Source organism: Pseudomonas sp. ML2-2023-6 (assembly GCF_037055265.1).
GTDB classification, from domain to species: Bacteria; Pseudomonadota; Gammaproteobacteria; order Pseudomonadales; family Pseudomonadaceae; genus Aquipseudomonas; species Aquipseudomonas kulmbachensis.
This window is the reverse complement of the sequence record NZ_CP146347.1, coordinates 4,920,112-4,946,388: the sequence shown is the minus strand read 5'-3', so window position 1 is coordinate 4,946,388 and position 26,277 is coordinate 4,920,112. Positions and strand designations below refer to the sequence as shown.

Here is a 26,277-nt window from a genome sequence, read left to right as displayed (position 1 = left end):
GGCCAACTGCCGGGTGATGTTGTTTGATCCATTTTTAGGGGCACTTCATGCAAACTAAAGTCGGCGCACCAAAGCCCAGGCTCAGCCTCGGCGATCCGCGTGTGCGTGGGTGGTTATTCCAGATCATCACCGTCGCACTGGTGGTGTTTATGGGCTGGTATCTGTTCAACAACACCCAGACCAACCTCCAGCACCGTGGCATTACTTCAGGTTTTGACTTTCTTCAACGCAGTGCCGGATTTGGCATTGCGCAGCATCTGATTGATTACACCGAGTCCGACAGCTACTCCCGGGTCTTTCTGATCGGTTTGCTCAACACCTTGCTGGTGTCAGTGATCGGTATCGTTCTGGCGACGATTCTCGGTTTTATCGTGGGTATCGCGCGGTTATCGTCGAACTGGATGATCAGCAAACTGGCAACGGTTTACGTCGAGGTCTTTCGCAATATTCCTCCTCTGCTGCAAATTCTGTTCTGGTACTTCGCGGTCTTTCTGACCATGCCGGGGCCACGCAACAGCCACAACTTTGCTGACATTTTCTATATGAGCAGCCGTGGCCTGAACATGCCGGCAGCCGTGGGCACCGAGGCCTTTTGGCCGTTTATGGCCAGTGTGCTGCTGGCGATTGTGGCTGTGGTGCTGATGGTTCGCCGGGCCAACCAGCGCTTCGAAGAGACCGGTGTGCCATTTCACAAGTTTTGGGTCGGGCTGGCACTGATGCTGGTGATTCCGGGCTTGTGCGTGTTGCTGTTTGGCACTCCGGTGCATTGGGAAATGCCGCAACTCAAGGGCTTCAACTTTGTCGGTGGTTGGGTGCTTATCCCTGAGCTGCTGGCGCTGACCATTGCGTTGACGGTGTACACCGCGGCATTCATTGCCGAAATCGTGCGTTCGGGGATCAAGTCGGTCAGCCACGGCCAGACCGAAGCTGCCCGCTCGCTGGGCCTGCGCCCGGGGCCGACATTGCGCAAGGTAATTATCCCGCAAGCACTGCGGGTGATTATTCCGCCGCTGACCAGCCAATACCTGAACCTGGTGAAAAACTCGTCGCTGGCGGCGGGCATCGGATATCCGGAAATGGTTTCACTGTTTGCCGGCACCGTACTTAACCAGACCGGGCAAGCGATTGAGGTCATTGCCATCACCATGAGCGTGTACCTGGCAATCAGCATCAGCATTTCGCTGCTGATGAATTGGTACAACACGCGTATTGCGCTGATCGAGCGATGAGGACGGGACTATGACGACTCATGTTTTTAAACCCGACATGCCACCGCCGGGTAACCGCATCGGTATTGTCGCTTGGGCGCGGGCCAATCTGTTTTCCAGCTGGCTCAACACCTTGCTCACCCTGTTTGCCTTTTACCTTATTTGGCTGATCGTGCCGCCGCTGCTGAGCTGGACGATTCTTGATGCCAATTGGGTCGGTAGCACGCGGGCTGACTGCACCAAGGACGGCGCCTGCTGGGTGTTCATCCAGCAGCGTTTCGGCCAATTCATGTATGGCTATTACCCTACCGAGTTGCGCTGGCGGGTTGATCTGAGTGTGTGGCTGGCCGTGATTGGCGCAGCGCCGCTGTTTATCTCGCGCTTCAAGCACAAGGCAATCTACGGCCTGGGCTTTTTGGTGGTGTACCCGATTCTGGCTTACAGCTTGCTGCACGGCGGTCACTGGGGGCTCACTAACGTGGCTACCAGCCAGTGGGGTGGCCTGATGCTGACGCTGGTTATTGCCACAGTGGGTATTGCTGGCGCCTTGCCATTGGGGATTTTGCTGGCGCTGGGACGACGTTCGGACATGCCGGCCATTCGCGTGGTGTGCGTGACCTTTATCGAGTTCTGGCGTGGCGTACCGTTGATCACCGTGCTGTTTATGTCCTCGGTGATGCTGCCGCTGTTTCTGCCTGAGGGCATGAACTTTGACAAGCTGCTGCGGGCCCTGATCGGGGTGATTCTGTTCCAGTCAGCGTATGTGGCTGAGGTGGTGCGCGGCGGTCTGCAAGCGATTCCCAAAGGGCAGTACGAAGCAGCGGCGGCGATGGGCCTGGGCTACTGGCGCAGCATGGGCCTGGTGATCTTGCCGCAAGCCCTGAAGCTGGTGATCCCTGGCATCGTCAACACCTTTATTGCCCTGTTCAAGGACACCAGCCTGGTGATCATCATCGGCCTGTTCGACCTGCTCAACAGCGTCAAGCAAGCGGCTGCCGACCCGACCTGGCTGGGCATGGCGACCGAAGGCTATGTGTTTGCAGCGTTGGTGTTCTGGATTTTCTGTTTTGGTATGTCCCGCTACTCCATGCATCTGGAGCACAAGCTGGACACTGGCCATAAGCGTTAGGTAGGAGTGCGACATGAGTGAAGCAATCAAAAAAACCGCGAGCGCTGAAGGCATTATTCAGATGCAGGGCGTCAACAAGTGGTATGGCCAGTTCCACGTACTCAAGGACATCAACCTCAATGTGCAGCCGGGCGAGCGCATTGTGTTGTGCGGGCCATCGGGGTCGGGCAAGTCAACGACCATCCGCTGCCTCAATCGCCTCGAAGAGCACCAGCAGGGGCGCATCGTGGTCGATGGTGTAGAACTGACCAATGACATCAAGCAGATCGAATCGGTACGCCGCGAAGTGGGCATGGTGTTCCAGCACTTCAACCTTTTTCCGCATTTGACCATCCTGCAGAACTGCACGCTGGCACCGATGTGGGTGCGCAAGATGCCCAAGCGAAAGGCTGAAGAAATCGCCATGCATTATCTGGAACGGGTGCGTATTCCGGAGCAGGCGCACAAGTACCCGGGTCAGTTGTCGGGTGGCCAGCAACAGCGGGTGGCGATTGCCCGGGCGCTATGCATGAAGCCAAAAATCATGCTGTTCGATGAGCCGACTTCAGCGCTCGACCCGGAGATGGTCAAAGAGGTATTGGACACCATGATCGGTCTGGCAGAAGACGGTATGACCATGCTCTGCGTGACCCACGAAATGGGCTTTGCCCGCACCGTGGCTAACCGGGTGATCTTTATGGACAAGGGCGAAATCGTAGAAGAGGCCGCGCCGAATGACTTCTTCGACAACCCGCAAAATGACCGGACAAAACTGTTCCTGAATCAGATTCTGCATTGATTCAACAGCACCTGTAGGCGCTGCTGCAGGCTGCGATCGAGCCCGAAGGGTTTGCGGTGTTGAAGGGCGAAGGCCCTTCGGGCCTTATCGCAGCCTACGGCAGCGGCTACAGGCTTATTTATGGCGCTGCTGCTCTTTTTGCACCAGCAGCGCATTGATGTCAGCACACGCGTTGATTGCAGGCAGTTCCTGAACCAGTTCGGGATGGTGATCGAGTAAACGCATCAGCACAAACAATGGTTTTGGAGGCTCAACCTCGGCCCGCTCATAACGGCTGAACGCATTGTGGCCGCCCCCTGACAGCAACTGCACGGCACTCTTCTGGGTGAAGTGCAGTTTGCGCCGGATTCGCTTCATCTCTTCTGCCATTACCTGTTTGGCATCTTCAATCAGTTCGTCACCCGCCTGGGCATAACGCTCGGCGCTGGGAGCGTCGAATTCGATCTCTGCGCATTCCGTGCATTCGTAGCCGGCCAGGTTGTGCACCATCCGGTTCAACTGCTTGAAGTCCACATTGAAGCTGCGCCCTTTGAACGCTTGCATCACATCGCCGGCACCGCAGGTGTAGCAGTCATGTTTTTTCATAGGTCTTTTTCCTTGAAAGCGATGACTGGCGGCCCTCCACTTGGGCGATAAGTCACCTTGATGTAGATGGCCAAACCGTAGGCCTGTGCGTGATAGACGTCCTGCCAGACCTTGTGGTCGGCGTGGGTCGACATCGACTTGTAAAGTGATCTGCGCTCTAAAGTGGCAATGACCCGCTGCATTTGCGCGAGGGTAAGGCCCATGGTTCGTCCGCCATCAAATGCGCTTTTGGTAAACGCTACAGCGCCAAGCCGTCGAACATCGGCTTGAATCAACGGCAGGTTGTAGTGAGGTGTTTTCTTTTCCATAAGAGGCAGCCTCGATACGATTTAAATTACCCTTAAAGGGTTTTTTGTTCAATGGTTAGTGATCGTTTTTTTGCGGCCTTTAAGCTGTAGTTGATTGCCCAACTGGATGTGTCTGGATAGGATGTAGGAAAATTCATCCTATGATTGGATGAAAAGGCGAATTCAATGACAGACGCTTCTCCGCTGATAAAACGTTCTCTGGTTGATCAGGCCCTTGAGCAACTGCGAACACGCATAAACAACGGCACCTGGGAGGTGGGGCAGCGCTTGCCGACCGAACCCGAGCTGGCGACGCAGCTGAACATCAGCCGTAACACTGTGCGTGAAGCGATGCGCGTGCTGGCGTTTGCCGGGTTGATTGAAATCCGTCAGGGCGACGGCAGTTACCTGCGTGGGCGCGTCGACCCGATGGACACGCTGCGTGCGTTGTCATCGTGCTCGATGGAGCAGGGCCGGGAGATGCGGCAAATCCTTGAAGTCGAAGCGGTTGGCCTGGCGGCCTTGCGTCGCACCGATGAGGACTTGCGGCTGTTGCATCAGGCACTCAATGCCAGTGGCCAGCATTACCACGGCGAACTCGATACCTATATCTGCTGCGACCTGGTGTTTCACCAGCGGCTGATTGATGCCGCGCACAACCCTGCCTTGAGCGAGTTGTACCGCTACACCTCGAGCGTCGTGACCAATCATTTGCGCAAGACGATGGATATTCATCCGCGGCGTCAGTTGGTGTTTGATCTGCATGTCGAGTTACTGGAAGCCGTAGAACAACAAAACCCGCAACGAGCCATGGCGCTGTGCCGGACGTTGATCAATGAACCCTGAGCCGGAGCAAGCCATGAGTCACCCCTCGTCAATCGCCAATGCCAGCGTTGAGCCCGCTCGTCATCTGGATGAGCTGGAAGAGTTACTGATCGACGCCGAAATTGACGATGAGCAGGTGCAACACACGCCACCCGTCGTGCTGCGCCCCTGGCTGCTGCTGTTGGGGCTGGTGCTGGTGGCGCTGAACCTGCGTCCGGCGTTGTCGAGCATGGCGCCATTGCTTGGCGAGGTCTCGGACAGTCTTGGTTTGTCGGCAGCGAAGGCAGGCTTGTTGACCACCTTACCGGTGCTTTGCCTGGGGCTGTTCGCGCCTTTGGCGCCGATCCTGGCCCGACGTTTCGGGACGGAACGGGTGGTGCTGGGGATTCTTTTTACGCTGGGTGGCGGCATTGTCTTGCGCAGTTGCCTGGGTGAGGTCGGGCTGTTTGCCGGGAGTATTTTGGCCGGAGCCAGTATCGGAGTAATTGGTGTACTGCTGCCTGGCATTATCAAGCGTGATTTCGCCGGGCATGCCGGGACCATGACCGGGGTTTACACCATGGCCCTGTGCTTGGGCGCGGCACTGGCGGCGGGCGCGACGGTGCCCCTTAGTGAGTCGCTGGGCCAGAGCTGGGCCATGGGACTTGGGTTTTGGGCATTACCCGCACTGTTAGCAGCCATTTTTTGGTTGCCCCAAGTGGGCAAACGTCAGGGCTCACACAACGTTGCTTATCGCGTGCGCGGCTTGCTGCGTGATCCATTGGCCTGGCAAGTGACGCTTTATATGGGGCTGCAATCCTCGTTGTCTTACATCGTTTTTGGCTGGTTGCCCTCAATTCTGATTGGTCGCGGTTTGACCCCAACCCAGGCAGGGCTGGTGATGTCCGGCTCGGTCATCGTGCAATTGATCACGGCATTGAGCGCCCCGTGGCTGGCAACGCGGGGTAAAGATCAACGGCTGGCAATTGTGCTGGTAATGGCGATGACCCTGGCCGGTCTGTTCGGTTGTCTTTATGCCCCCATCGAAGGTTTGTGGGGTTGGGCGATTGTGCTTGGCCTGGGGCAGGGTGGTACGTTCAGTTTGGCCTTGACCATGATAGTGCTGCGCTCGCGGGACGCTCATGTCGCGGCCAACCTGTCGGGCATGGCCCAGGGCATTGGTTATACCGTGGCTTCGATGGGGCCGTTGGCCGTCGGTGTGGTGCATGAATTGACCGGTGGCTGGAATGCGGTGGGCTGGATTTTCGCGGTCATCGGCCTGGGCGCCATTATCGCCGGGCTCGGTGCTGGCCGATCCTTGTACGTGAATGTGCAGAGCGAGAAAGTCTGAGGCCCATAGTGTTTCTGTTCATGGCAGATTATCGTGTTCGGATTCCTGACCCGCACGGACCCTGCCATGAGCCAAGACCATCAAGCTTTGATTACGCGCTTTTATCAGGCCTTCCAGCAGCTTGATGCGCAAGCCATGGCCGCCTGTTACACCGACGATGTGCTGTTCAGCGATCCGGTGTTTGGCGAGCTGCGTGGACAGAGTGCCGCTGACATGTGGCGCATGCTGACTTCGCGGGCCAAGGACTTCAGCCTGACTTTCGATCAGGTTCAGGCCGACGGGCAGCGCGGCAGTGCGCACTGGGTGGCAACCTATGTGTTCAGCCAGACCGGGGCTACGGTGGTCAATGATATTCAGGCGCGCTTTGTGTTTCGCGACGGCAAGATCTGCGAGCACCACGATCACTTTGACCTCTGGCGCTGGTCGCGTCAGGCGTTGGGTACAAAGGGCTTGTTGTTGGGGTGGACGCCGCTGGTGAAAAACGCCATCCGGGCTCAGGCCCAAAAAGGGCTCAAGGCCTTTCAGGCTAGCCGTTGAAGGTGAGCGCAAAACCCTGGTTTGTTTATCTGGTGCGGGCTGCCAATGGCTCGCTGTATTGCGGTATCAGCGATGACCCGGTGCGCCGCTTTGCCCAGCATCAAAGCGGTAAGGGCGCGCGCTTTTTTGCTTCAAGCCCGGCCGTGGCTTTGGTGTATGTCGAGACTTGGCCCGATAAAGGCGAAGCCTTGCGCCAGGAACGGCTGATCAAAAAGCTTAGGAAAAGCGCCAAGGAATGTTTGGTGCAAAGCCAGGCAGAGACGGTTTTGACCTGTAGCCGCTGACGAGGAACGAAGGCTGCGATCGATCGCAGCCTTCGTTCCTCGTCAGCGGCTACAGCAAGAGTGGTGTGATGTTATTTCAACGCCGCGAGTATCGCATCCGGTTTGAAGTCCCTGAGTAGCGTGCCGTTCACGTCCAGTATCGGAATTCCGCGTCCACCCAGGGCCTCGTAGACTTGACGGGCAGCCGGGTCTTTCTCGATATCAAACTCCTTGAACGGAATGCCTTTTTCATCCAGAAACCGCCGCGTGGCCTTGCAGTAGCCGCACCACTCGGTGGAATACAGCACCACCCGGGCTTTGGCCCTGGTCTGTTCAGGCACGACCCCCGAGGGGTTGAGCATGCGCTCGATCTTGCCCCAGTTCTGGAAAATGACCACTACCACCAGAACAAACAGGACTTTCTTCAAAATACCGTTGAGCATTACTTGCTGCGCTTGAGCTGGTCGAGCAGTTGGGTCGGCAGGCCCTTGATCACCAGCGTGCCGGCTTCTTCGTCGAATTCGATCTTGGAACCCAGCAGGTGGGCCTCAAAGCTGATAGACAGCCCCTCAGCGCGCCCGGTGAAGCGGCGGAACTGGTTAAGGGTGCGTTTATCTGCCGGAATCTCTGGCGACAGGCCGTAGTCCTTGTTGCGGATATGGTCGTAGAACGCTTTCGGACGCTCTTCGTCGATCAGCTCTGATAACTCGGCCAGGCCCATGGGCTCGCCGATTTTGGCCTGGCTGCTGGCGTAATCGACCAGGGTCTTGGTTTTTTCGCGGGCGGACTCTTCGGGCAAGTCCTCGCTTTCTACGAAGTCGCTGAAGGCCTTGAGCAGGGTGCGGGTTTCGCCCGGGCCGTCGACGCCTTCCTGGCAGCCGATGAAGTCGCGGAAGTACTCCGACACCTTCTTGCCGTTTTTGCCTTTGATAAACGAAATGTACTGCTTGGACTGCTTGTTGTTTTGCCACTCGGAAATGTTGATCCGCGCGGCCAGATGCAGTTGGCCAAGGTCCAGATGGCGCGAAGGCGTCACGTCCAGCTCCGAGGTCACCGCCACGCCTTCGCTGTGGTGCAGCAGGGCGATGGCCAGATAGTCGGTCATGCCTTGCTGGTAATGGGCAAACAGTACGTGGCCACCGGCTGAGAGGTTGGACTCCTCCATCAGCTTTTGCAGGTGCTCGACTGCAATGCGGCTCAAAGCGGTGAAATCTTTACCGCCATCGAGGTACTCCTTGAGCCAGCCGCTGAACGGATGCGCGCCGGACTCTGCATGGAAAAAGCCCCAGGCTTTACCTTGCTTGGCGTTATAGCTTTCGTTGAGGTCAGCGAGCATGTTCTCGATGGCTTGAGACGCGGCCAGTTCAGAGTCACGGGCGTGGAGAACTGCGGGCGTACCGTCGGGTTTTTTGTCAATTAAATGGACGATGCAATGACGGATCGGCATGGGCTTCTCGGCGAGTAATGAGAGGACAGGGGGCGTACCCCGCAAAGACGCCAAGTGTACCGCACCTGAGCGATAGGTCGGGGTTTGGGGGGCTTGAGACTGCTTCAGACGGTTTTTTTACGGTTTTAAGGCGATAAAGCTGACCAAAAGCCCAGGTAGAGGCGGATATTTCACCGTCTCTGTGCTAGTTTTGCCCGGTCTTGCGCTCGGAAACGGCGTAAAGCGTGCATTCAGCATGTGTCAGGTCGAACCAAACCCCGTTTTTGCTATCTACATACGCGATTCGTCGTGAAAGCTGGCGGGTGTGCCAGACCCTTGAGATCTGGCTCGATGGCTGACATTGCACTCTGCAAACCAAATGAATTTGATAGGGAAGGAACATCTCAATGGCTATTACTAAAGACCAACTGATCGCCGATATCGCTGAAGCTATCGACGCGCCAAAAACTACCGCGCGTAACGCTCTGGACCAACTGGCTCAGATCGTTGCTGATCAATTGGAAAATGGCGGCGAAATCACTCTGCCAGGTATTGGCAAACTGAAAGTGACCGAGCGTCCTGCCCGTACTGGCCGTAACCCTTCGACTGGCGCTGCCATCGAAATCGCAGCCAAAAAAGTTATCAAGCTCGTTGTGGCCAAAGGCCTGACTGACGCTGTTAACAAGTAAGTATTAAAAAAGCCGCGCCCGGACAAGTCCGGGCGCGGCTTTTTTATGGGCGCAAATCCTGTAGCCGCTGACGGGGTACGAGGCTGCGATGGGCTGCGAGGCGGCCCCGCTTTTTGAAGGCCCTTCAGGCCTTATCGCAGCCCGCAGTAGCGGCTACAGGCTTATGCACTTACTTCCAGTTCTTTTCACGCCACATCTGCTGCTGCTCTTTGTCGTGGAAGGTCCAGGCCACAAAGCGGCTTTGCTTGTTGCCCTGGGACATGTCCACCACTTGGCTTTCGCGCGCACCGGCTTTTTTCAGCGCAGTCTGGATGGCCGGCAAGTTCGATGCCTTGGATACCAAAACGCTGAACCACAGAATTTGTCGACCCACCTGGATGCTTTCGCGGATCAGTTGCGTGACAAAGCGCTGTTCGCCGCCTTCGCACCACAACTCGGCCGCCTGGCCACCAAAGTTCAGAACCGGCAGCTTGCGCTTTGGATCCGCCTTGCCCAATGCGCGCCATTTACGCTCACTGCCGCGCGTCGCTTCATCCAGGGATGCGTGGAACGGCGGGTTACACATGGTCAGGTCGAAGCGTTCGCTACTTTCCAGCAGGTCCAGCAGGATTTTCTGCGGGTTGGGTTGCAGACGCAGGCTGATGGCTTTGTTCAGGCCGTTGGACTGCACGATTGCCTTGGCCGCTTTGACGGCTGTTGGGTCGACTTCGGTGCCCAGGAACTGCCAGCGGTATTCGCTATGGCCGATCAGCGGGTAGACGCAGTTGGCGCCCATGCCGATGTCCAGTACGCGAACGTTTTGCCCGCGCGGGATTTCGCCGTCGTTCATGCTGGCCAGCAGGTCAGCCAGGAAGTGCACGTAGTCAGCACGACCCGGGACAGGCGGGCACAGGTAGTCGGCCGGGATATCCCAGTGAGCAATGCCGTAGAACGCCTTGAGCAGGGCACGGTTGAATACGCGCACGGCAGTCGGGTTGGCGAAGTCGATGCTCTCTTTGCCGTACGGGTTGATGATCACGAACTCGGCCAGCTCCGGACATACCGAAATCAGCTGAGGGAAGTCGTAGCGGCCCTGATGGCGGTTGCGCGGGTGCAGGCTGGGTTTGACCCGTGGCTCGACCGGCTTGGCATCGCTGGCAGCCTTGGGCTTGTGGCGTGTGGCTTTGGAAGTACGTGGGGTAGTCATGTTCAATTCATTCCACAAAAGCAATCGCGGGCAAGCCCGTTCCTGCAGAGTTAAACCCTGCGGGAGCGGCCTTGCCCGCGATCAGGTGCGCAGCGTATTTACAGGCTGGAAATCCGCGCGTGCTGGTCTGCCAATTTGCTCAAGGCCTGTTCGGCTTCGGCCAATTTGGCACGTTCTTTTTCGATGACTTCGGCCGGAGCCTTGTCAACGAACGCGGCATTCGACAATTTGCCGCCCACTCGCGCAACTTCGCCGTGCAAGCGCTGGATTTCCTTGTCCAGGCGCGCCAACTCTGCATTTTTGTCGATCAGGCCGGCCATTGGCACCAGTACTTCCATCTCACCTACCAGAGCGGTAGCAGACAGAGGTGCTTCGGCGCCATCTTGCAACACGGTGATCGATTCGAGTTTAGCCAGCTTTTTGAGCAAGGCATCGTTCTCGGTCAGACGGCGCTGGTCTTCGCTGCTGACGTTTTTCAGGTACAGCTGCAACGGTTTGCCCGGGCCGATGTTCATTTCGCCACGGATGTTACGCGTGCCGAGCATCAAGCCCTTGAGCCATTCGATATCGTCTTCGGCAGCCTGGTCGATGCGTGCTTCGTTAGCCACCGGCCACGGTTGCAGCATGATGGTCTTGCCTTCAACGCCGGCCAGCGGCGCGATGCGCTGCCAGATTTCTTCGGTGATGAACGGCATGAACGGGTGCGCCAGACGCAAGGCCACTTCCAGTACACGTACCAGCGTGCGGCGGGTGCCGCGCTGACGTTCTACCGGAGCGTTTTCGTCCCACAGCACAGGCTTGGACAGTTCCAGGTACCAGTCGCAGTACTGGTTCCAGATGAACTCGTACAAGGCTTGTGCCGCGAGGTCGAACCGGAACTGGTCGAGGTGACGGGTCACTTCGGCTTCGGTGCGTTGCAACTGCGAGATGATCCAGCGGTCGGCCAGCGACAGTTCGTAGGCTTCGCCGTTCTGGCCGCAGTCTTCGCCCTTGTCCAGCACGTAGCGCGCCGCGTTCCAGATCTTGTTGCAGAAGTTGCGATAGCCTTCAACGCGGCCCATGTCGAACTTGATGTCACGACCGGTGGATGCCAGCGAGCAGAAGGTGAAGCGCAGGGCGTCGGTGCCGTAGCTGGCGATGCCGTCGGCAAATTCGTCGCGGGTCTGTTTCTCGATTTTCTTCAGCAGTTTTGGCTGCATCAGGCCGGTGGTGCGTTTGGCCACCAGGTCTTCGAGTTCAATACCGTCGATGATGTCCAGCGGGTCCAGGACGTTGCCCTTGGACTTGGACATCTTCTGGCCCTGACCGTCACGCACCAGACCGTGTACATACACGGTCTTGAACGGAACTTGCGGGGTGCCGTCTTCGTTCTTCACCAAATGCATGGTGAGCATGATCATCCGGGCAACCCAGAAGAAAATGATGTCGAAACCGGTCACCAGCACGTCAGTGGAGTGGAAGGTTTTCAGCGCGTCGGTTTTTTCTGGCCAGCCCAGGGTGGAGAACGTCCACAGACCCGAACTGAACCAGGTGTCGAGCACGTCGTTGTCCTGTTGCAGCGCAACGTCCGGACCTAGGTTGTGCTTGGCACGAACTTCGGCTTCGTCGCGGCCTACGTAGACCTTGCCCGATTCGTCGTACCAGGCCGGAATGCGGTGGCCCCACCACAGCTGACGGCTGATGCACCAGTCCTGGATGTCACGCATCCACGAGAAGTACATGTTTTCGTATTGCTTTGGCACGAACGCGATGCGGCCGTCTTCAACGGCGGCAATCGCTGGTTCTGCCAATGGCTTGGTCGACACGTACCACTGGTCGGTCAGCCACGGCTCGATGATGGTGCCCGAGCGGTCGCCTTTCGGTACTTTCAGGGCGTGATCGTCGACGCTGACCAGCAGACCGGCTTCGTCAAAGTCCGCCACGATTTGCTTGCGCGCTTCGAAGCGATCCAGACCGGCGTATTTGGCCGGCAGGGTGCCATCGACAGTTTCGTTCAGCTTGCCGTCGAGGTTGAACACCTGAGCAGCAGGCAGCACTTTGGCGTTTTTGTCGAAGATGTTCAGCAGTGGCAGGTTATGGCGCTTGCCGACTTCGTAGTCGTTGAAATCGTGGGCCGGGGTGATTTTCACGCAGCCGGTGCCGAATTCAGGATCGCAGTAATCGTCAGCGATGATCGGGATGCGGCGACCAACCAGTGGCAGCTCAACAAACTTGCCGATCAGGGCCTTGTAGCGTTCGTCTTCCGGGTTTACCGCAACGGCAGCGTCGCCGAGCATGGTTTCTGGACGGGTGGTAGCAACCACCAGGTAATCCAGACCTTCGGCGGTTTTGGCGCCGTCAGCCAGCGGGTAGCGCAGGTTCCACAGGAAACCTTTCTCGTCGTGGTTTTCCACTTCAAGGTCGGAAATTGCGGTGTGCAGCTTGGTGTCCCAGTTGACCAGACGCTTGCCGCGGTAGATCAGACCGTCTTCGTGCAGGCGAACAAAGGCTTCTTTCACGGCTTCGGACAGGCCGTCATCCATGGTGAAGCGTTCGCGGCTCCAGTCTACGGACGAGCCAAGGCGACGGATCTGACGGCTGATGTTGCCGCCGGATTGGTCTTTCCATTCCCAGATCTTGTCCAGGAACTTCTCGCGGCCCAAGTCATGGCGGTTCAGACCTTGTGCTTCGATCTGACGCTCAACCAGCATTTGGGTGGCGATACCCGCGTGGTCGGTGCCCGGCTGCCACAGGGTGTTGCGACCCTGCATGCGGCGGAAACGGATCAGTGCGTCCATGATCGCGTTGTTAAAACCGTGACCCATGTGCAAGCTGCCGGTGACGTTCGGCGGCGGGATCATGATGGTGTACGGGTCGCCCGCGCCTTGCGGGGCAAAATAATTCTCTTCTTCCCAGGTTTTGTACCAGGAAGTTTCAATGGCGTGCGGCTGGTAGGTCTTATCCATGCGCGGCGGGACCCTATTGGCATTAATTCAGGAAAGCCGACAAGTATAGCGGGGTGGGAGGCGCAGGGCGAGTTGTGGTGTGGTGCAGGAAAAATTTGTAGCAGCTGGCGAAGGAACGAGGCTGCGTTAGCCTGCGAACCAGTCGTAAAGTCCGAGTTCTCAGTTTATCTGACGCGCCGAGGTGTCTGACCTATGACTGCTGCGCAGCCGAACGCAGCCTCGCTCCGCTCGTCAGCTGCTACAAGACCCGGATCAGCTCTGGTGTTGAGCGAGCAGGCGCTCCATATGCGCATCGAGGCGGCGTTTGATCTCGGTTTCGATATGCGGGGCGAAGTCGTTGATCACGTCTTGCATGATCGCTTGCGCAGCAGTGCGCAGTTCTTTGTCCAGATGCACCAACAGCGCGTCCGGGGCTTTTTCTGCCACGGGGGCCGGAGCTATGCCGACCAGTGGTATTTGGGCTGGCTCGGGCTCTTCTTCATCGCTGATCACTTCAGACAGCAACGGGATCTGTGGATCCTGTTGGCCGACCATCTCCGTCAGCAGCGGCGGTTGCAGGCCCTCATCGCCGAGCAGCTTGCGAATGGATTCAAGATCATCGAGCAGGTGTGCGGCTTTTTGCGGCGAATTTGAAGTGTCCATCGTGTGCTCAGAGTCGTTGTAACTTGTGGTCTTGCAGAGGATAGCCCTGTTCACGGTAGAAGCGGAAACTCTCCCGTGCGGCCAGTCGAACGGCGGGGTCTTCGACCACTACTTCAGCCACGCGGGCGAAGCGTTTGAAGAATTCCGGGACTTTAAGGTCCAGGTTGATCAGCAAGTCCTGATGGGACAGGGGGGCATCCGTGCAACCCATGACAACTACACCATCGGGTTCATCTTCGGTGTTGCTGTGGGGCACGAAGCTTTCGCCCTTGAAACGCCACAAGCGTTCATCCAGGTCCTGGCGTTGTGCGGTGTCAGTGCAGTGCAAATACACGCGGTGGCCAAGGCGCCAGGCCTTCTCGGTGAGTTTGCAGGCAAAATCCAGCCGCGCCGAGGGTTCGGCGCTGGGCAGGATATAAAAGTCGATTTTGGTCGGCTCTTTGGTTAATTCTTGGGTCATTGCGGTTCCTGAATCCGGGCTACGCCGCCGTCAAGCGGCGCAGCCTTGGATTGTCAGCTTCAAGCGTTGGCGCGATCCAGCAGGTACTGGGTCAGCAGGGGGACTGGACGGCCACTGGCGCCCTTGTCCTTGCCGCCGCTGACCCATGCGGTGCCCGCGATGTCCAGGTGGGCCCAATGATAGGCCTTGGCGAAGCGCGACAGGAAGCAGCCAGCGGTGATGGCGCCGCCTTTAGGGCCGCCGATGTTGGCCATGTCGGCGAACGGGCTGTCCAGTTGCTCCTGGTATTCGTCGAACAACGGCAATTGCCAGGCACGGTCGTCGGCTTGCTTACCGGCTTCCAGCAGTTGGTTGATCAACTCGTCGTTGTTGCCCATCAGGCCCGAAGTGTGGGCGCCCAGTGCAACCATGCAGGCACCGGTCAGGGTGGCGATGTCGATTACGGCCTGTGGCTTGAAGCGTTCTGCGTAGGTCAGGGCATCGCACAGCACCAGGCGACCTTCGGCGTCGGTGTTGAGGATCTCGACGGTCTGGCCGCTCATGGTGGTCACGATATCGCCCGGACGCGCAGCGCCGCCGCTTGGCATGTTTTCGGCGCAAGCCAGAATGCATACCAGGTTGATCGGCAGTTTCAGCTCAAGCACGGCGCGCAGGGTGCCGAACACGCTGGCGGCACCGCCCATGTCGTACTTCATTTCGTCCATGCCCGCGCCCGGCTTGAGGCTGATGCCGCCGGTGTCGAAGGTGATGCCTTTGCCGACCAGTACGAACGGTTTTTCGGATTTCTTGCCGCCGGCGTAGTTCATCACGATCAGGCGTGGCGGCTGGTCGCTGCCCTGGCCCACGGCGTAGAACGCGCCCATGCCCAGATCCTTGATCTTCTTCTCGTCGAGAATTTCGACTTTCAGACCTTTGTATTCTTTACCCAACTCCTTGGCCTGTTCTGCCAGGAAGGTCGGATGGCAGATGTTTGGCGGCAGGTTGCCGAGGTCGCGGGTGAACGACATGCCCGCTGCAATCGCCTGGGCGTGGGTTACGGCACGCTGGACTTCGGCCTGTGCGGCCTTGATGGTCAGCAGGGTGATTTTTTTCAGGGAGCGAGGTTCGGCCTTCTGGCTTTTGAATCGGTCGAAAGTGTACTCACCGTCGATCAGGGTTTCGGCCAGCAGGCGGGTTTTGCTGTAGCTGTCGCGACCCTTGACCACCAGTTCGTCGAGTGCGAACACCGCGTCGCTGCCGCCCAGGCCTTTGAGGACACCAAGCGCGGCACTGATGATTTTACGGAACGGGCGGTCGCCCAGTTCTTCATCCTTGCCGGTGCCCAGCAGCAGTACGCGTTCGGCCTTGAGGTTGGGCAGGCTGTGCAGCAGCAGGCTTTGACCGGCTTTGCCGGCCAGATCACCGCGCTTGAGGACTGCGCTGATAGCGCCGCCGGTGAGTTCGTCGATAACGTTGGCGGTAGGGCCCAGCTTGCGGCCTTCACCAATGGCGACCACCAGAGTGGCCGTTTTCAACGTTTCTGGACTAACGCTTTTTACAACCAGTTCCATGTCGGGGTCCCTGAGTCAAATAGTCAACATGCGCACAAACAATGCTGTTTGCTTGCTTGATAGAGGAGGCGCTTCACCTGCGATCCAGGCTGGCGACAAGGCGGGCAGTTTGAACCCCGTCGGACGAGCCTGACAACCCCGGTATAGGGCCAACTTGCCACTTTCAAGACTGCGCAGTGACAGGGGCGGCCATTCACAGGATAATGCACCATCTTTTTAAACGGCTCAGCTCATCCCCATGAGCCTGAACCGACTCGTTATGCTGCTTGTTTGGCCGCCTTAGCCTGACGACCCTGGAGTGTCTGGTTTGATCGTCTTCCGTTATCTATCCCGCGAAGTCCTGCTTACATTGAGCGCTGTCAGCGCTGTGCTGCTGGTCATCATCATGAGCGGTCGTTTCATCAAATATCTGGCTCAGGCCGCCTCGGGCGCACTGGATCCAGGCTCATTGTTCCTGATCATGGGCTTTCGCCTGCCAGGCTTCATGCAGTTGATTCTGCCGCTGGGTCTGTTCCTGGGCATTTTGCTGTCTTATGGGCGCTTGTACCTCGAGAGCGAGATGACCGTGCTGTCGGCTACCGGCATGAGCCAGCAACGTCTGCTGGGCATGACCATGGCACCTGCCGCACTGGTTGCACTGATCGTGGCCTGGCTCAGCCTGAGTCTGGCCCCGCAGGGTGCCAATGAATTTCAGTTGTTGCTCAACAAACAGGATGCCCTGACCGAGTTCGACACCCTGGAAGCCGGGCGCTTTCAGTCGTTGAGCGATGGTTCGCGGGTTACTTACACCGAAGAGCTGACCAATGACCGGACCCATTTGTCCGGCGTATTCATTACTCAAAAGAATCTCGGGCAGGACGCCAAGGACCGCAATATTTCAGTGTTGCTGGCTGAAAAAGGTCGTCAGGAGGTTCGCCCCGACGGCAGCCGTTGGTTGATTCTGGACAACGGCTACCGCTATGACGGCAACCCTGGGCAGGCTGATTATCGCGCCATCAAATACGACATCTACGGTGTATTGCTACCGAAGCCGGATGTCAGTAATGACGTGACGGACCGCGATGCGATCCCGACACGAAACCTGATCGGCAACCCGGAGCCGCGCTCGGTCGCCGAGTTGCAATGGCGTATTGCCTTCCCGTTTTTGGTGTTTATCGTGACCTTGATCGCAGTGCCGCTGTCGCGGGTAAATCCGCGTCAGGGGCGCTTCCTCAAACTGTTGCCGGCCATTCTTCTTTATATGGCCTATCTAAGCATGCTGACCTGGGGCCGAGGCCTGCTTGAGGGCGGCAAGATTCCTTTGGTGTTGGGCTTGTGGTGGGTACATGCCCTGTTCCTGATCATTGGCCTGGGGCTGATGTACTGGGAGCCGCTGCGCTTGAAGTTGGCGAGTCGCCGTAGTGCCAAGGAGATGACCCGTGGTTAAGCTCGACCGCTACATTGGTAGCAGTGTGTTGATGGCAATTTTGGCGGTACTGGGGATTATTCTGGGTCTGGCGCTGCTGTTTGCGTTGATCGACGAGATGCGCAGTATCAGCAGCAGCTACACCATCATGGACGTTTTCAGCTTTGTAATGCTGACTGCTCCGCGTCGCTTGTACGAAATGTTGCCGATGGCAGCGTTGATCGGCTGCCTGATCGGTTTGGGTGGTCTTGCAAGCAACAGTGAGCTGACCATCATGCGCGCGGCGGGTGTGTCCCTGGGGCGCATTGTCTGGGCCGTGATGAAGCCGATGCTGGTCTTGATGCTGGCAGGTGTGCTGATTGGCGAGTACGTAGTACCCGCCTCTGAAAACCTTGCCCAGGCCAACCGCGCACTGGCGCAAGGTGGTGGTGATGCGCAAAGTTCCAAGCATGGCCTGTGGCACCGCCAGGGTGATGAATTCATCCATATCAACGCTGTTCAGCCCAACGGGCTGCTCTATGGTGTGACCCGGTATCGCTTCGATAAAGAGCGCAACATGTTATCGGCGAGCTTCGCCAAGCGTGCGCAGTTCGATCAGGGGCACTGGCAGTTGAACGACGTCAGTACCACGGTTTTTCACGATCGCAGCACTGAAGTGATCAAGGTTCCGGAAGAAAGCTGGGACGTTTCGTTGAGCCCGCAACTGCTTAGTACCGTGGTCATGGCGCCTGAATCGCTGTCGATCGCTGGCTTGTGGAGCTACATCCACTACCTCAAGGAACAGGGGCTGAATAATGGCCGTTATTGGCTGGCATTTTGGGTCAAGGTATTACAGCCGCTGGTGACTGCTGCTCTAGTGTTGATGGCCATATCTTTCATCTTCGGCCCATTGCGCTCTGTTACTCTTGGCCAGCGGGTATTTACCGGGGTGCTGGTGGGTTTCACCTTCAAGATTGCCCAGGACCTGCTGGGCCCGATGAGCTTGGTGTTCGGTTTCTCGCCGTTGTTCGCGGTGCTGGCACCGACTGCAATCTGTGCATTGGCAGGCATCTGGCTGCTGCGTCGAGCAGGCTGACAAGCCTTCATTGAGTTCGCCAGAAGCCCCTATCTCGCGACAGGGGCTTTTTTGTAGGTGTCCATTGGCCTGTGAACGTGACGCTTGGCGAGAGGATCAGGTACAATTCCCGGCTATTTTTCGGCGGGCAGTCTGCCTGCGACTTTTTTGAGTGTTGACCCGTGAGTGATTTGAGTCATATCCGCAATTTCTCCATCATCGCCCACATTGACCATGGCAAGTCGACGCTGGCCGATCGTTTTATCCAGATGTGCGGCGGCCTCGCCGAGCGCGAAATGGAAGCCCAGGTACTGGATTCCATGGATCTGGAGCGTGAGCGCGGGATCACCATCAAGGCCCACAGCGTTACTCTGTACTACACGGCCAAAGATGGCATTACCTATCAACTGAACTTCATTGATACCCCGGGTCACGTCGACTTCACCTATGAAGTCAGCCGTTCCCTGGCGGCCTGTGAAGGTGCTTTGCTGGTGGTTGATGCGGGGCAGGGCGTAGAAGCCCAGTCCGTCGCCAACTGCTACACCGCTATCGAGCAGGGCCTTGAGGTCATGCCGGTATTGAACAAGATCGACCTGCCGCAGGCTGATCCTGATCGCGTGAAAGAAGAGATCGAAAAGATCATTGGCATCGATGCCACTGATGCCGTGACCTGCAGCGCCAAGACCGGCCTGGGTGTGGACGAGGTGCTTGAGCGCCTGGTGCATACCATCCCTGCGCCAACCGGTAACTACGAAGATCCGCTGCAAGCGTTGATCATCGATTCCTGGTTCGACAACTACCTGGGCGTTGTGTCCCTGGTTCGCGTGCGCCACGGCCGCGTGAAAAAGGGTGACAAGATTCTGGTCAAGTCCACCGGCAAGATGCACCTGGTAGACAGCGTGGGTGTGTTCAACCCCAAGCACACGGCTACCGCTGATCTGAAAGCCGGTGAAGTAGGCTTCATCATTGCGGGCATCAAGGACATTCACGGTGCGCCAGTGGGCGATACCCTGACCCTGAGCTCAACCCCTGATGTTGACGTACTGCCAGGTTTCAAACGTATTCAGCCGCAGGTCTACGCCGGTTTGTTCCCGGTAAGCTCTGACGATTTCGAAGACTTCCGTGAAGCCCTGCAAAAGCTCACGCTGAACGACTCGTCGCTGCAGTACACCCCGGAAAGCTCCGACGCGCTGGGCTTCGGCTTCCGTTGCGGCTTCCTCGGCATGCTGCACATGGAGATCATTCAGGAGCGCCTTGAGCGCGAGTACGACCTGGACCTGATCACCACGGCGCCAACCGTAATTTTCGAACTGCTGCTCAAGACTGGCGAAACGATTTACGTCGATAACCCGTCCAAGCTGCCGGATGTATCTTCTATTGAAGACATTCGCGAGCCGATCGTGCGCGCCAATATCCTTGTGCCTCAAGAGCACCTGGGTAACGTCATTACCCTGTGTATTGAAAAACGCGGTGTTCAGCACGACATGCTGTTCCTGGGTTCTCAGGTTCAAGTGACCTACGACTTGCCGATGAACGAAGTGGTTCTGGACTTCTTTGACCGTCTCAAGTCCACCAGTCGCGGCTATGCTTCGCTTGATTACCATTTCAACCGTTATCAGTCGGCTAATCTGGTCAAGCTGGATGTATTGATCAACGGCGAAAAAGTTGATGCGCTGGCATTGATTGTTCACCGCGACAACGCTCACTACAAAGGGCGTGCGTTGACCGAGAAGATGAAAGAGCTGATTCCGCGTCAGATGTTCGATGTGGCAATTCAGGCTGCCATTGGTGGCCAAATCATTGCGCGCTCGTCTGTTAAAGCGCTCCGAAAAAACGTACTGGCCAAATGCTACGGTGGTGACGTTAGCCGTAAGCGCAAGCTGTTGGAAAAGCAGAAAGCCGGTAAAAAACGCATGAAGCAAGTGGGTAACGTGGAAATTCCACAAGAAGCCTTCCTTGCAGTGCTCAGGTTGGATAGCTAGGTCCTATGTCACTAAATTTCCCGCTGTTGCTGGTCATTGCTGTTGCCGTGTGCGGTTTGCTGGCGCTGCTCGATTTGGTCTTCCTGGCTCCTCGCCGGCGCAAGGCCATTGCCAACTATCAAGCCAGCGTTACGCCGGTTGATAGGCAGGTAGTCGAAAAGCTCAACAAGGAACCGCTGCTGGTTGAATACGGCAAGTCGTTCTTCCCGGTTTTGTTCATCGTGCTGGTGCTGCGTTCGTTTCTGGTTGAGCCGTTCCAGATCCCGTCCGGCTCGATGAAGCCGACCCTGGATGTGGGCGACTTCATTTTGGTGAACAAGTTTTCGTACGGGATCCGCTTGCCGGTACTCGATACGAAAGTCATCGAAGTGGGTGATCCGAAGCGGGGCGATGTGATGGTGTTTCGCTACCCAAGCGATCCGACGGTTAACTACATCAAGCGTGTAGTTGGCCTGCCGGGCGACAAGATTCGCTACACCAGCGACAAGCATCTGTATGTCAACGATCAACTGGTTGCCGAGCAACTGGTGGGCACCGAACCAGGAACCCTGGGCAGTGCCGAGTTGTACAAAGAGAAGCTGGGCGAGGTCGAGCACATGATCCGCAAGGAAATGAGCCGCTACCGTGCGCCACCTGACAAGGAGTGGACGGTTCCGGCCGGGCATTACTTCATGATGGGTGACAACCGTGACAATTCGAACGACAGCCGTTACTGGGATGATCCGAACATTCCCAAAGACGAGTTGGGCATGGTTCCCGACAAGAATATCGTCGGCAAGGCCTTTGCTGTTTGGATGAGCTGGCCAGAGCCCAAGGCGAGCAACCTGCCGAACTTCTCGCGGGTTGGTCTGATCAAGTAGTCAAGACGGCGCTGTTAATAACAGCGCCGAATGCTTTTCAGGTGTACGAATAAGTCGTGTGCCTGAGTATTCAGGATGTGGATTTGAACAAAGCGTTAAGTGTGACGGCGGCGAACAGCCTGTCCATTTGCTATGCGATAAACGAGCATCACTGATCCCTTATATCGGTCCGGTGGTGACATTCGGCCACGAACTCAGCGTGGGTAAATCGTGAGTTTTTCTTTAGAACGTTTAGAGCGTCAGCTCGGTTATACCTTCAAAGACCAGGAACTGATGGTTCTGGCCCTGACACACCGCAGTTTCGCGGGGCGCAATAACGAGCGTCTTGAGTTCCTGGGTGATGCCATTCTCAATTTTGTTGCTGGCGAAGCGTTGTTTGACCGCTTCCCGTTGGCCCGTGAAGGCCAGTTGTCGCGTCTGCGCGCGCGCTTGGTAAAAGGCGAAACCCTGGCCGTACTGGCTCGTGGTTTTGAGTTAGGCGAGTACTTGCGCCTGGGCTCTGGCGAACTGAAGAGCGGCGGTTTTCGCCGTGAATCGATTCTGGCCGACGCCCTTGAAGCACTGATTGGCGCCATTTACCTGGATGCGGGCATGGATGCCGCCCGCGACCGCGTATTGGCCTGGCTTGCCAGTGAGTTCGAGACCCTGACTCTGGTCGATACCAATAAAGATCCAAAGACCCGCCTGCAAGAGTTCTTGCAGTCGCGTGCCTGCGATCTGCCGCGTTACGAAGTGGTAGATATCCAGGGCGAACCGCATTGCCGCACGTTCTTCGTTGAGTGCGAAATTGCCCTATTGAATGAAAAAAGCCGGGGTCAGGGTGTGAGCCGTCGTATTGCCGAACAGGTAGCGGCCGCCGCAGCACTGATAGCCCTTGGCGTGGAGAATGGCCATGACTGATACAACTGCAACTCGCTGTGGCTACGTTGCCATTGTTGGTCGACCAAACGTGGGTAAATCCACACTGCTGAACCACATTTTGGGTCAAAAGCTGGCGATCACTTCGCGCAAGCCGCAGACCACTCGCCACAACATGCTGGGCATCAAGACCGAAGGCACCGTGCAAGCGGTCTACGTTGATACCCCGGGCATGCACAAAGGCGGCGAAAAGGCCCTGAACCGCTACATGAACAAAACCGCTTCGGCAGCGTTGAAAGACGTTGACGTGGTGATCTTCGTCGTGGACCGCACCAAGTGGACCGACGAAGACCAAATGGTGCTGGAGCGCGTTCAGTACGTGACCGGTCCATTGATCGTGGCGCTGAACAAGACCGACCGTATCGAAGACAAGGCCGAGCTGATGCCGCACCTGAGCTGGCTTCAGGAGCAACTGCCGAACGCCCAGATCATTCCGATTTCGGCTCAACACGGGCATAACCTCGAAGCGCTGGAGCGTGTGATCGCCGATCACCTTCCGGAGAACGAGCACTTCTTCCCGGAAGACCAGATTACCGACCGCAGCAGCCGCTTCCTGGCCGCCGAACTGGTACGCGAAAAAATCATGCGCCAGATGGGTGCAGAGCTGCCGTACCAGATCACCGTAGAGATCGAAGAATTCAAGCAGCAGGGCAAAACCCTGCATATCCATGCCTTGATTCTGGTTGAGCGTGACGGTCAGAAAAAAATCATCATTGGCGACAAGGGCGAGCGCATCAAGCGTATCGGCACCGAGGCGCGCAAGGATATGGAGCTGCTGTTCGACTCCAAGGTCATGCTGAACCTGTGGGTTAAAGTGAAAGGCGGCTGGTCCGACGACGAACGCGCCCTGCGTTCCCTGGGCTACGGCGACTTGTAAACACAGCACTACCCGTGGGAGCGAGCCTGCTCGCGAAGGTCGTTAACGATAGTGCGCGTTTATTGGATAATCGCAGCGCTCTTCAGACCTTCGCGAGCGGGCTCGCTCCCACGGTGATTTCAGGCGTATACAAAACTCCATGTCCAGCAAGCCCATCGTCCCCCAGCTCGCCTACGTCCTGCACAGTCGACCCTATCGTGAAACCAGCGCGCTGGTTGATTTCATCACGCCTCAAGGACGTCTGCGGGCGGTGTTACGCAGTGCGCGGGGTAAGGCCGGTACGTTGGCGCGGCCCTTTGTTCCGCTGGAAATCGAGTTTCGTGGGCGTGGCGAGCTGAAAAACGTCGGGCGCATGGAAAGCGCCGGGATTTCAACCTGGCTCAATGGCGAAGCGCTGTTCAGCGGCCTCTATCTCAACGAATTGCTGATTCGGCTGTTGCCGGCTGAAGACCCTCATCCTGCTGTATTTGATCACTACGCAGCGACCTTGCTGGCGTTGGCCGAAGGCCGACCGCTGGAGCCTTTGCTGCGGGCGTTCGAATGGCGTTTGCTGGACGATCTGGGTTACGGCTTTTCGCTGAGCGTCGATATTCACGGCGAACCGGTAGAGGCCGATGGCATGTACCGCCTGCAGGTTGATGCAGGGCTGGAGCGGGTTTGGCTGCAACAGCCGGGGCTGTTTCATGGCGCGCAGCTGCATGCGATGGCCGAGGCGGACTGGGCTGCGCCTGGCGCATTATCGGCCGCCAAGCGCCTGATGCGTCAGGCACTGGCCGTTCATTTGGCTGGCAAGCCGCTGGCCAGTCGTGAGTTGTTTCGCAAGCCCTGAATAGACCGGTATGCTGTGCGCCGAATCTTCAACTCTTCAGGAGAGCCCCTGTGACCCAAAGCAACCGCATTCTTCTCGGCGTGAATATCGACCACGTAGCTACGCTGCGTCAGGCACGCGGCACGCGTTACCCTGATCCGGTCAAGGCTGCGTTGGACGCGGAAGAGGCGGGCGCCGATGGCATCACCGTGCATCTGCGCGAAGACCGCCGGCACATTCAGGAGCGTGATGTGTTGCTGCTCAAGGATGTGCTGCAAACGCGCATGAATTTCGAAATGGGCGTAACCGAAGAGATGATGGTATTTGCCGAGCGCATTCGCCCGGCGCATATCTGCCTGGTGCCTGAAACGCGCCAGGAGCTGACCACCGAAGGTGGTCTGGATGTTGCCGGGCAAGAAGCGCGGATCAAGGCGGCGGTTGATCGTCTGGCTAAAATCGGCTGTGAAGTCTCGCTGTTTATCGATGCGGACGAGCGTCAGATAGAAGCGTCCAAGCGCGTGGGCGCGCCCGCTATCGAACTGCACACCGGTCGTTATGCCGATGCACAAACCCCGACCGAAGTGGCTGAGGAGCTGCAGCGTGTGGCCGATGGTGTGGCGTTTGGCCTGGCTCAGGGGTTGATCGTGAATGCCGGTCATGGCTTGCACTACCACAACGTAGAGGTAGTGGCTGCGATCAAGGGCATCAACGAGTTGAACATTGGCCATGCGCTGGTGGCGCACGCATTGTTTGTGGGCTTCAAATCAGCTGTGGCCGAGATGAAAGCGCTGATCCTGGCGGCGGCGAAGGCTTAATCCCCTTGTAGCAGCTGCCGAAGGAACGAGGCTGCGTTCGGCGACGTAGTCGTCGCAAATTAGACGCCTAAATGTGTCAGATATATCGAGTTATTCAGGTTTCACGACGGCTGCGCCGCCGAACGCAGCCTCGTTCCTTCGGCAGCTGCTACGAAATGACGCTTTTTGTCAGAGCTGCGGCTCTTCCTTCGGCTTGGTCTTGTCGACACCGGGGATGTGCAGCTTGCTGTCAGCGGCCTGATCGCCTTCAAGTTGCGGTTGTGTAGCCCATGTCAGGATGTCGTAGTAACGACGGATGTTGGCCACAAAGTGCACTGGCTCGCCGCCTCGGGCATAGCCGTAGCGGGTTTTGCTGTACCACTGCTTCTGCGCAAGGCGAGGCAGCATTTTCTTCACGTCCAGCCACTTGTTCGGGTTCAGGCCTTCTTTCTTGGCCAGCTTGCGTGCGTCGTCCAGATGGCCACCGCCAACGTTATAGGCCGCCAGCGCAAACCAGGTCCGGTCAGGCTCTTCAATATCACTGTCGAGCTCGCTCTTGATCAGCGCGAGGTATTTGGCACCGCCCATGATGCTTTGTTTGGCGTCCAGGCGATTGGATACACCCATTGCCTGCGCAGTGTTTTGGGTCAGCATCATCAGGCCGCGAACGCCTGTTTTGGACGTAACGGCGGGTTGCCACAAGGATTCCTGATAACCCATGGCGGCCAGCAGCCGCCAGTCGATCTGTTCTTTTTTGGCGGCGTCCTTGAAGAACTTTTCGTACTTGGGCAGACGCTGCTGCAAGTGCTGGGCGAAAGTGTAGGCGCCGACATAGCCAAGTACATCCACGTGCCCGTAGTAACGGTCTTTGAGGCGTTGCAGGGTGCCGTTTTTTTCGACCTTGTCCAGGTACGCATTGATCTCGTTGAGCAGGCTGTTGTCTTCACCTGCCGCGACCGCCCAGCGCTGGCTGCGGGCATCCCCCAGATCGAACGCCACGCGCACATTGGGGAAGTACACCTGGTTCATGGCCACTTCGTTGGAGTCGACCAGTGTCAGATCAATCTGACCCTCATCCACCATGCGTAGCAAGTCGACGACTTCGACGGCATCGGATTCGTCGTATTCAATGCCGGGATATTGCTTTTTGAGTTCGGCGAGCTGTTCGGCGTGGGAGCTGCCTTTCATGACGGTGATGCGCTTGCCGACCAGATCGGCAGCGGACGTGGGGCGCGATTGTCCGTTGCGATAGATGATCTGCGGTGTGACTTCGAGGTACGGGTGAGAAAACTTGGCTTGTTGCAGGCGCTTCTCGCTGCTGACCAGACCGGCAGCAGCTAAAGCCGGGCCGTTAGGCTGGCCCAGTTGATTGAACATGTCGTCCAGGTTGTCAGCTGTTTCGATTTTCAGCTCTACCCCCAAATCGTCGGCAAAGCGTTTCACCAGCTCGTATTCAAAGCCGGTTTCGCCATTGCGATCCTCGAAGTAGGTCGCGGGGCTGTTACGGGTAATCACCCGCAGTACCCCATCCTCCTTTACGCGCTCAAGGGTGCTGGGTTTTTCAACGCAGGCACCGAGCATCAGGAAGAGTCCGGTTGCGAGGAGCCATCTGGCTCCACGCTGGCGGATATCAGTTAGAGAAAACATCCGCGCAGTATACGCAAAGCAGCGCAGGTGCCATATCTCGACAATTTTCGAAGGTTCTGATAATAGCCGTCAAAATAGCTGAAACCCTTGTG

26 protein-coding genes are annotated in these 26,277 nt (G+C 57.4%); 16 read left to right on the top strand and 10 right to left on the bottom strand.

Features of this window, described 5'->3' with window-relative positions:
* Positions 1 to 47 precede the first annotated feature (47 nt).
* The 3 genes from V6L79_RS22935 to V6L79_RS22925 are packed head-to-tail and all read left to right on the top strand — an operon-like array spanning position 48 to position 3,115.
* A complete protein-coding gene (locus V6L79_RS22935) occupies positions 48 to 1,229 on the top strand; it encodes an amino acid ABC transporter permease (protein WP_261739545.1) in 1,182 nt (393 codons plus the stop codon).
* 10 nt (positions 1,230 to 1,239) lie between these two features.
* Positions 1,240 to 2,337: an amino acid ABC transporter permease gene (locus V6L79_RS22930; protein WP_261739544.1), complete on the top strand. Its 1,098-nt coding sequence runs from the start codon at positions 1,240 to 1,242 to the stop codon at positions 2,335 to 2,337.
* A 13-nt stretch (positions 2,338 to 2,350) separates the two neighbouring features.
* The gene (locus V6L79_RS22925) at positions 2,351 to 3,115 is read left to right on the top strand and encodes an amino acid ABC transporter ATP-binding protein (RefSeq protein ID WP_261739543.1); all 765 of its coding nucleotides are present in this window, start codon (positions 2,351 to 2,353) and stop codon (positions 3,113 to 3,115) included.
* A 114-nt stretch (positions 3,116 to 3,229) separates the two neighbouring features.
* Here V6L79_RS22925 and V6L79_RS22920 read toward each other — a convergent pair whose 3' ends face one another.
* Together V6L79_RS22920 and V6L79_RS22915 are read right to left on the bottom strand one after the other, a co-directional pair.
* Positions 3,230 to 3,700: a type II toxin-antitoxin system MqsA family antitoxin gene (locus V6L79_RS22920; protein WP_338579547.1), complete on the bottom strand. Its 471-nt coding sequence runs from the start codon at positions 3,698 to 3,700 to the stop codon at positions 3,230 to 3,232.
* Positions 3,697 to 4,008: a type II toxin-antitoxin system MqsR family toxin gene (locus V6L79_RS22915; protein ID WP_338579546.1), complete on the bottom strand. Its 312-nt coding sequence runs from the start codon at positions 4,006 to 4,008 to the stop codon at positions 3,697 to 3,699. Before V6L79_RS22915 ends, V6L79_RS22920 begins: the two co-directional genes overlap by 4 nt.
* Before the next feature lie 165 nt (positions 4,009 to 4,173).
* Here V6L79_RS22915 and V6L79_RS22910 point away from each other — a divergent pair, with 165 nt between their 5' ends.
* The 4 genes from V6L79_RS22910 (at position 4,174) to V6L79_RS22895 (ending at position 6,963) form a co-directional block, all read left to right on the top strand.
* Positions 4,174 to 4,833 carry a FadR/GntR family transcriptional regulator gene (locus V6L79_RS22910; protein ID WP_261739540.1) on the top strand — a complete coding sequence of 220 codons (660 nt, stop codon included), beginning with the start codon at positions 4,174 to 4,176 and terminating at the stop codon, positions 4,831 to 4,833.
* Positions 4,823 to 6,142: a CynX/NimT family MFS transporter gene (locus V6L79_RS22905; protein WP_321834448.1), complete on the top strand. Its 1,320-nt coding sequence runs from the start codon at positions 4,823 to 4,825 to the stop codon at positions 6,140 to 6,142. Before V6L79_RS22910 ends, V6L79_RS22905 begins: the two co-directional genes overlap by 11 nt.
* A 66-nt stretch (positions 6,143 to 6,208) precedes the next feature.
* The gene (locus V6L79_RS22900) at positions 6,209 to 6,679 is read left to right on the top strand and encodes a nuclear transport factor 2 family protein (protein ID WP_321834446.1); all 471 of its coding nucleotides are present in this window, start codon (positions 6,209 to 6,211) and stop codon (positions 6,677 to 6,679) included.
* Positions 6,676 to 6,963 carry a GIY-YIG nuclease family protein gene (locus tag V6L79_RS22895; protein ID WP_261739537.1) on the top strand — a complete coding sequence of 96 codons (288 nt, stop codon included), beginning with the start codon at positions 6,676 to 6,678 and terminating at the stop codon, positions 6,961 to 6,963. The genes V6L79_RS22900 and V6L79_RS22895 overlap by 4 nt, the downstream gene beginning before the upstream one ends.
* A gap of 71 nt (positions 6,964 to 7,034) precedes the next feature.
* Here the strand turns inward: V6L79_RS22895 and V6L79_RS22890 are convergent, their stop codons facing one another.
* Entirely contained in the window at positions 7,035 to 7,385 is a 351-nt protein-coding gene (locus tag V6L79_RS22890) for a glutaredoxin domain-containing protein (RefSeq protein ID WP_338579545.1), read from the bottom strand.
* Entirely contained in the window at positions 7,385 to 8,389 is a 1,005-nt protein-coding gene (yejK, locus tag V6L79_RS22885; RefSeq protein WP_321834443.1) for a nucleoid-associated protein YejK, read from the bottom strand. The genes V6L79_RS22890 and yejK overlap by 1 nt, the downstream gene beginning before the upstream one ends.
* Positions 8,390 to 8,775: 386 nt before the next feature.
* Between yejK and V6L79_RS22880 the strand changes: the two genes are divergently transcribed.
* Complete coding sequence (locus tag V6L79_RS22880) at positions 8,776 to 9,057, top strand: HU family DNA-binding protein (RefSeq protein ID WP_003440137.1); 282 nt, start codon at positions 8,776 to 8,778, stop codon at positions 9,055 to 9,057.
* 169 nt (positions 9,058 to 9,226) lie between these two features.
* Here V6L79_RS22880 and rlmF read toward each other — a convergent pair whose 3' ends face one another.
* The 5 genes from rlmF to V6L79_RS22855 form a co-directional block, all read right to left on the bottom strand.
* Entirely contained in the window at positions 9,227 to 10,243 is a 1,017-nt protein-coding gene (rlmF, locus tag V6L79_RS22875) for a 23S rRNA (adenine(1618)-N(6))-methyltransferase RlmF (RefSeq protein WP_261739534.1), read from the bottom strand.
* Between the two features lie 98 nt (positions 10,244 to 10,341).
* On the bottom strand, positions 10,342 to 13,188 hold the full coding sequence (locus V6L79_RS22870; protein ID WP_261739533.1) for a valine--tRNA ligase: 2,847 nt from the start codon (positions 13,186 to 13,188) through the stop codon (positions 10,342 to 10,344).
* A 252-nt stretch (positions 13,189 to 13,440) separates the two neighbouring features.
* On the bottom strand, positions 13,441 to 13,830 hold the full coding sequence (locus V6L79_RS22865; RefSeq protein WP_261739532.1) for a DNA polymerase III subunit chi: 390 nt from the start codon (positions 13,828 to 13,830) through the stop codon (positions 13,441 to 13,443).
* 7 nt (positions 13,831 to 13,837) lie between these two features.
* Entirely contained in the window at positions 13,838 to 14,290 is a 453-nt protein-coding gene (locus V6L79_RS22860) for a DNA polymerase III subunit chi (protein ID WP_338579544.1), read from the bottom strand.
* Between the two features lie 59 nt (positions 14,291 to 14,349).
* A complete protein-coding gene (locus V6L79_RS22855) occupies positions 14,350 to 15,840 on the bottom strand; it encodes a leucyl aminopeptidase (protein WP_261739530.1) in 1,491 nt (496 codons plus the stop codon).
* Between the two features lie 307 nt (positions 15,841 to 16,147).
* Here V6L79_RS22855 and lptF point away from each other — a divergent pair, with 307 nt between their 5' ends.
* The 8 genes from lptF (at position 16,148) to pdxJ (ending at position 24,559) form a co-directional block, all read left to right on the top strand.
* Positions 16,148 to 17,266 carry an LPS export ABC transporter permease LptF gene (gene lptF / locus V6L79_RS22850; protein WP_338580342.1) on the top strand — a complete coding sequence of 373 codons (1,119 nt, stop codon included), beginning with the start codon at positions 16,148 to 16,150 and terminating at the stop codon, positions 17,264 to 17,266.
* The gene (gene lptG, locus V6L79_RS22845; protein WP_261739529.1) at positions 17,259 to 18,320 is read left to right on the top strand and encodes an LPS export ABC transporter permease LptG; all 1,062 of its coding nucleotides are present in this window, start codon (positions 17,259 to 17,261) and stop codon (positions 18,318 to 18,320) included. Before lptF ends, lptG begins: the two co-directional genes overlap by 8 nt.
* Positions 18,321 to 18,481: 161 nt before the next feature.
* Positions 18,482 to 20,281, top strand: coding sequence for a translation elongation factor 4 (gene lepA / locus V6L79_RS22840; protein WP_261739528.1), 1,800 nt, complete (start codon positions 18,482 to 18,484; stop codon positions 20,279 to 20,281).
* 5 nt (positions 20,282 to 20,286) lie between these two features.
* Positions 20,287 to 21,141 carry a signal peptidase I gene (gene lepB / locus V6L79_RS22835; RefSeq protein ID WP_261739527.1) on the top strand — a complete coding sequence of 285 codons (855 nt, stop codon included), beginning with the start codon at positions 20,287 to 20,289 and terminating at the stop codon, positions 21,139 to 21,141.
* A 210-nt stretch (positions 21,142 to 21,351) separates the two neighbouring features.
* Positions 21,352 to 22,041: a ribonuclease III gene (gene rnc, locus V6L79_RS22830; protein ID WP_019822045.1), complete on the top strand. Its 690-nt coding sequence runs from the start codon at positions 21,352 to 21,354 to the stop codon at positions 22,039 to 22,041.
* A complete protein-coding gene (gene era, locus V6L79_RS22825; protein WP_261739526.1) occupies positions 22,034 to 22,936 on the top strand; it encodes a GTPase Era in 903 nt (300 codons plus the stop codon). Before rnc ends, era begins: the two co-directional genes overlap by 8 nt.
* A 139-nt stretch (positions 22,937 to 23,075) precedes the next feature.
* Complete coding sequence (gene recO, locus V6L79_RS22820; protein ID WP_261739525.1) at positions 23,076 to 23,765, top strand: DNA repair protein RecO; 690 nt, start codon at positions 23,076 to 23,078, stop codon at positions 23,763 to 23,765.
* A gap of 50 nt (positions 23,766 to 23,815) precedes the next feature.
* Complete coding sequence (gene pdxJ / locus V6L79_RS22815) at positions 23,816 to 24,559, top strand: pyridoxine 5'-phosphate synthase (RefSeq protein WP_338579543.1); 744 nt, start codon at positions 23,816 to 23,818, stop codon at positions 24,557 to 24,559.
* Positions 24,560 to 24,727: 168 nt separating this feature from the next.
* On the opposite strand, the gene mltF is transcribed toward pdxJ, so the two are convergent.
* The gene (mltF, locus tag V6L79_RS22810) at positions 24,728 to 26,185 is read right to left on the bottom strand and encodes a membrane-bound lytic murein transglycosylase MltF (protein WP_261739523.1); all 1,458 of its coding nucleotides are present in this window, start codon (positions 26,183 to 26,185) and stop codon (positions 24,728 to 24,730) included.
* Between the last annotated feature and the right edge of the window lie 92 nt (positions 26,186 to 26,277).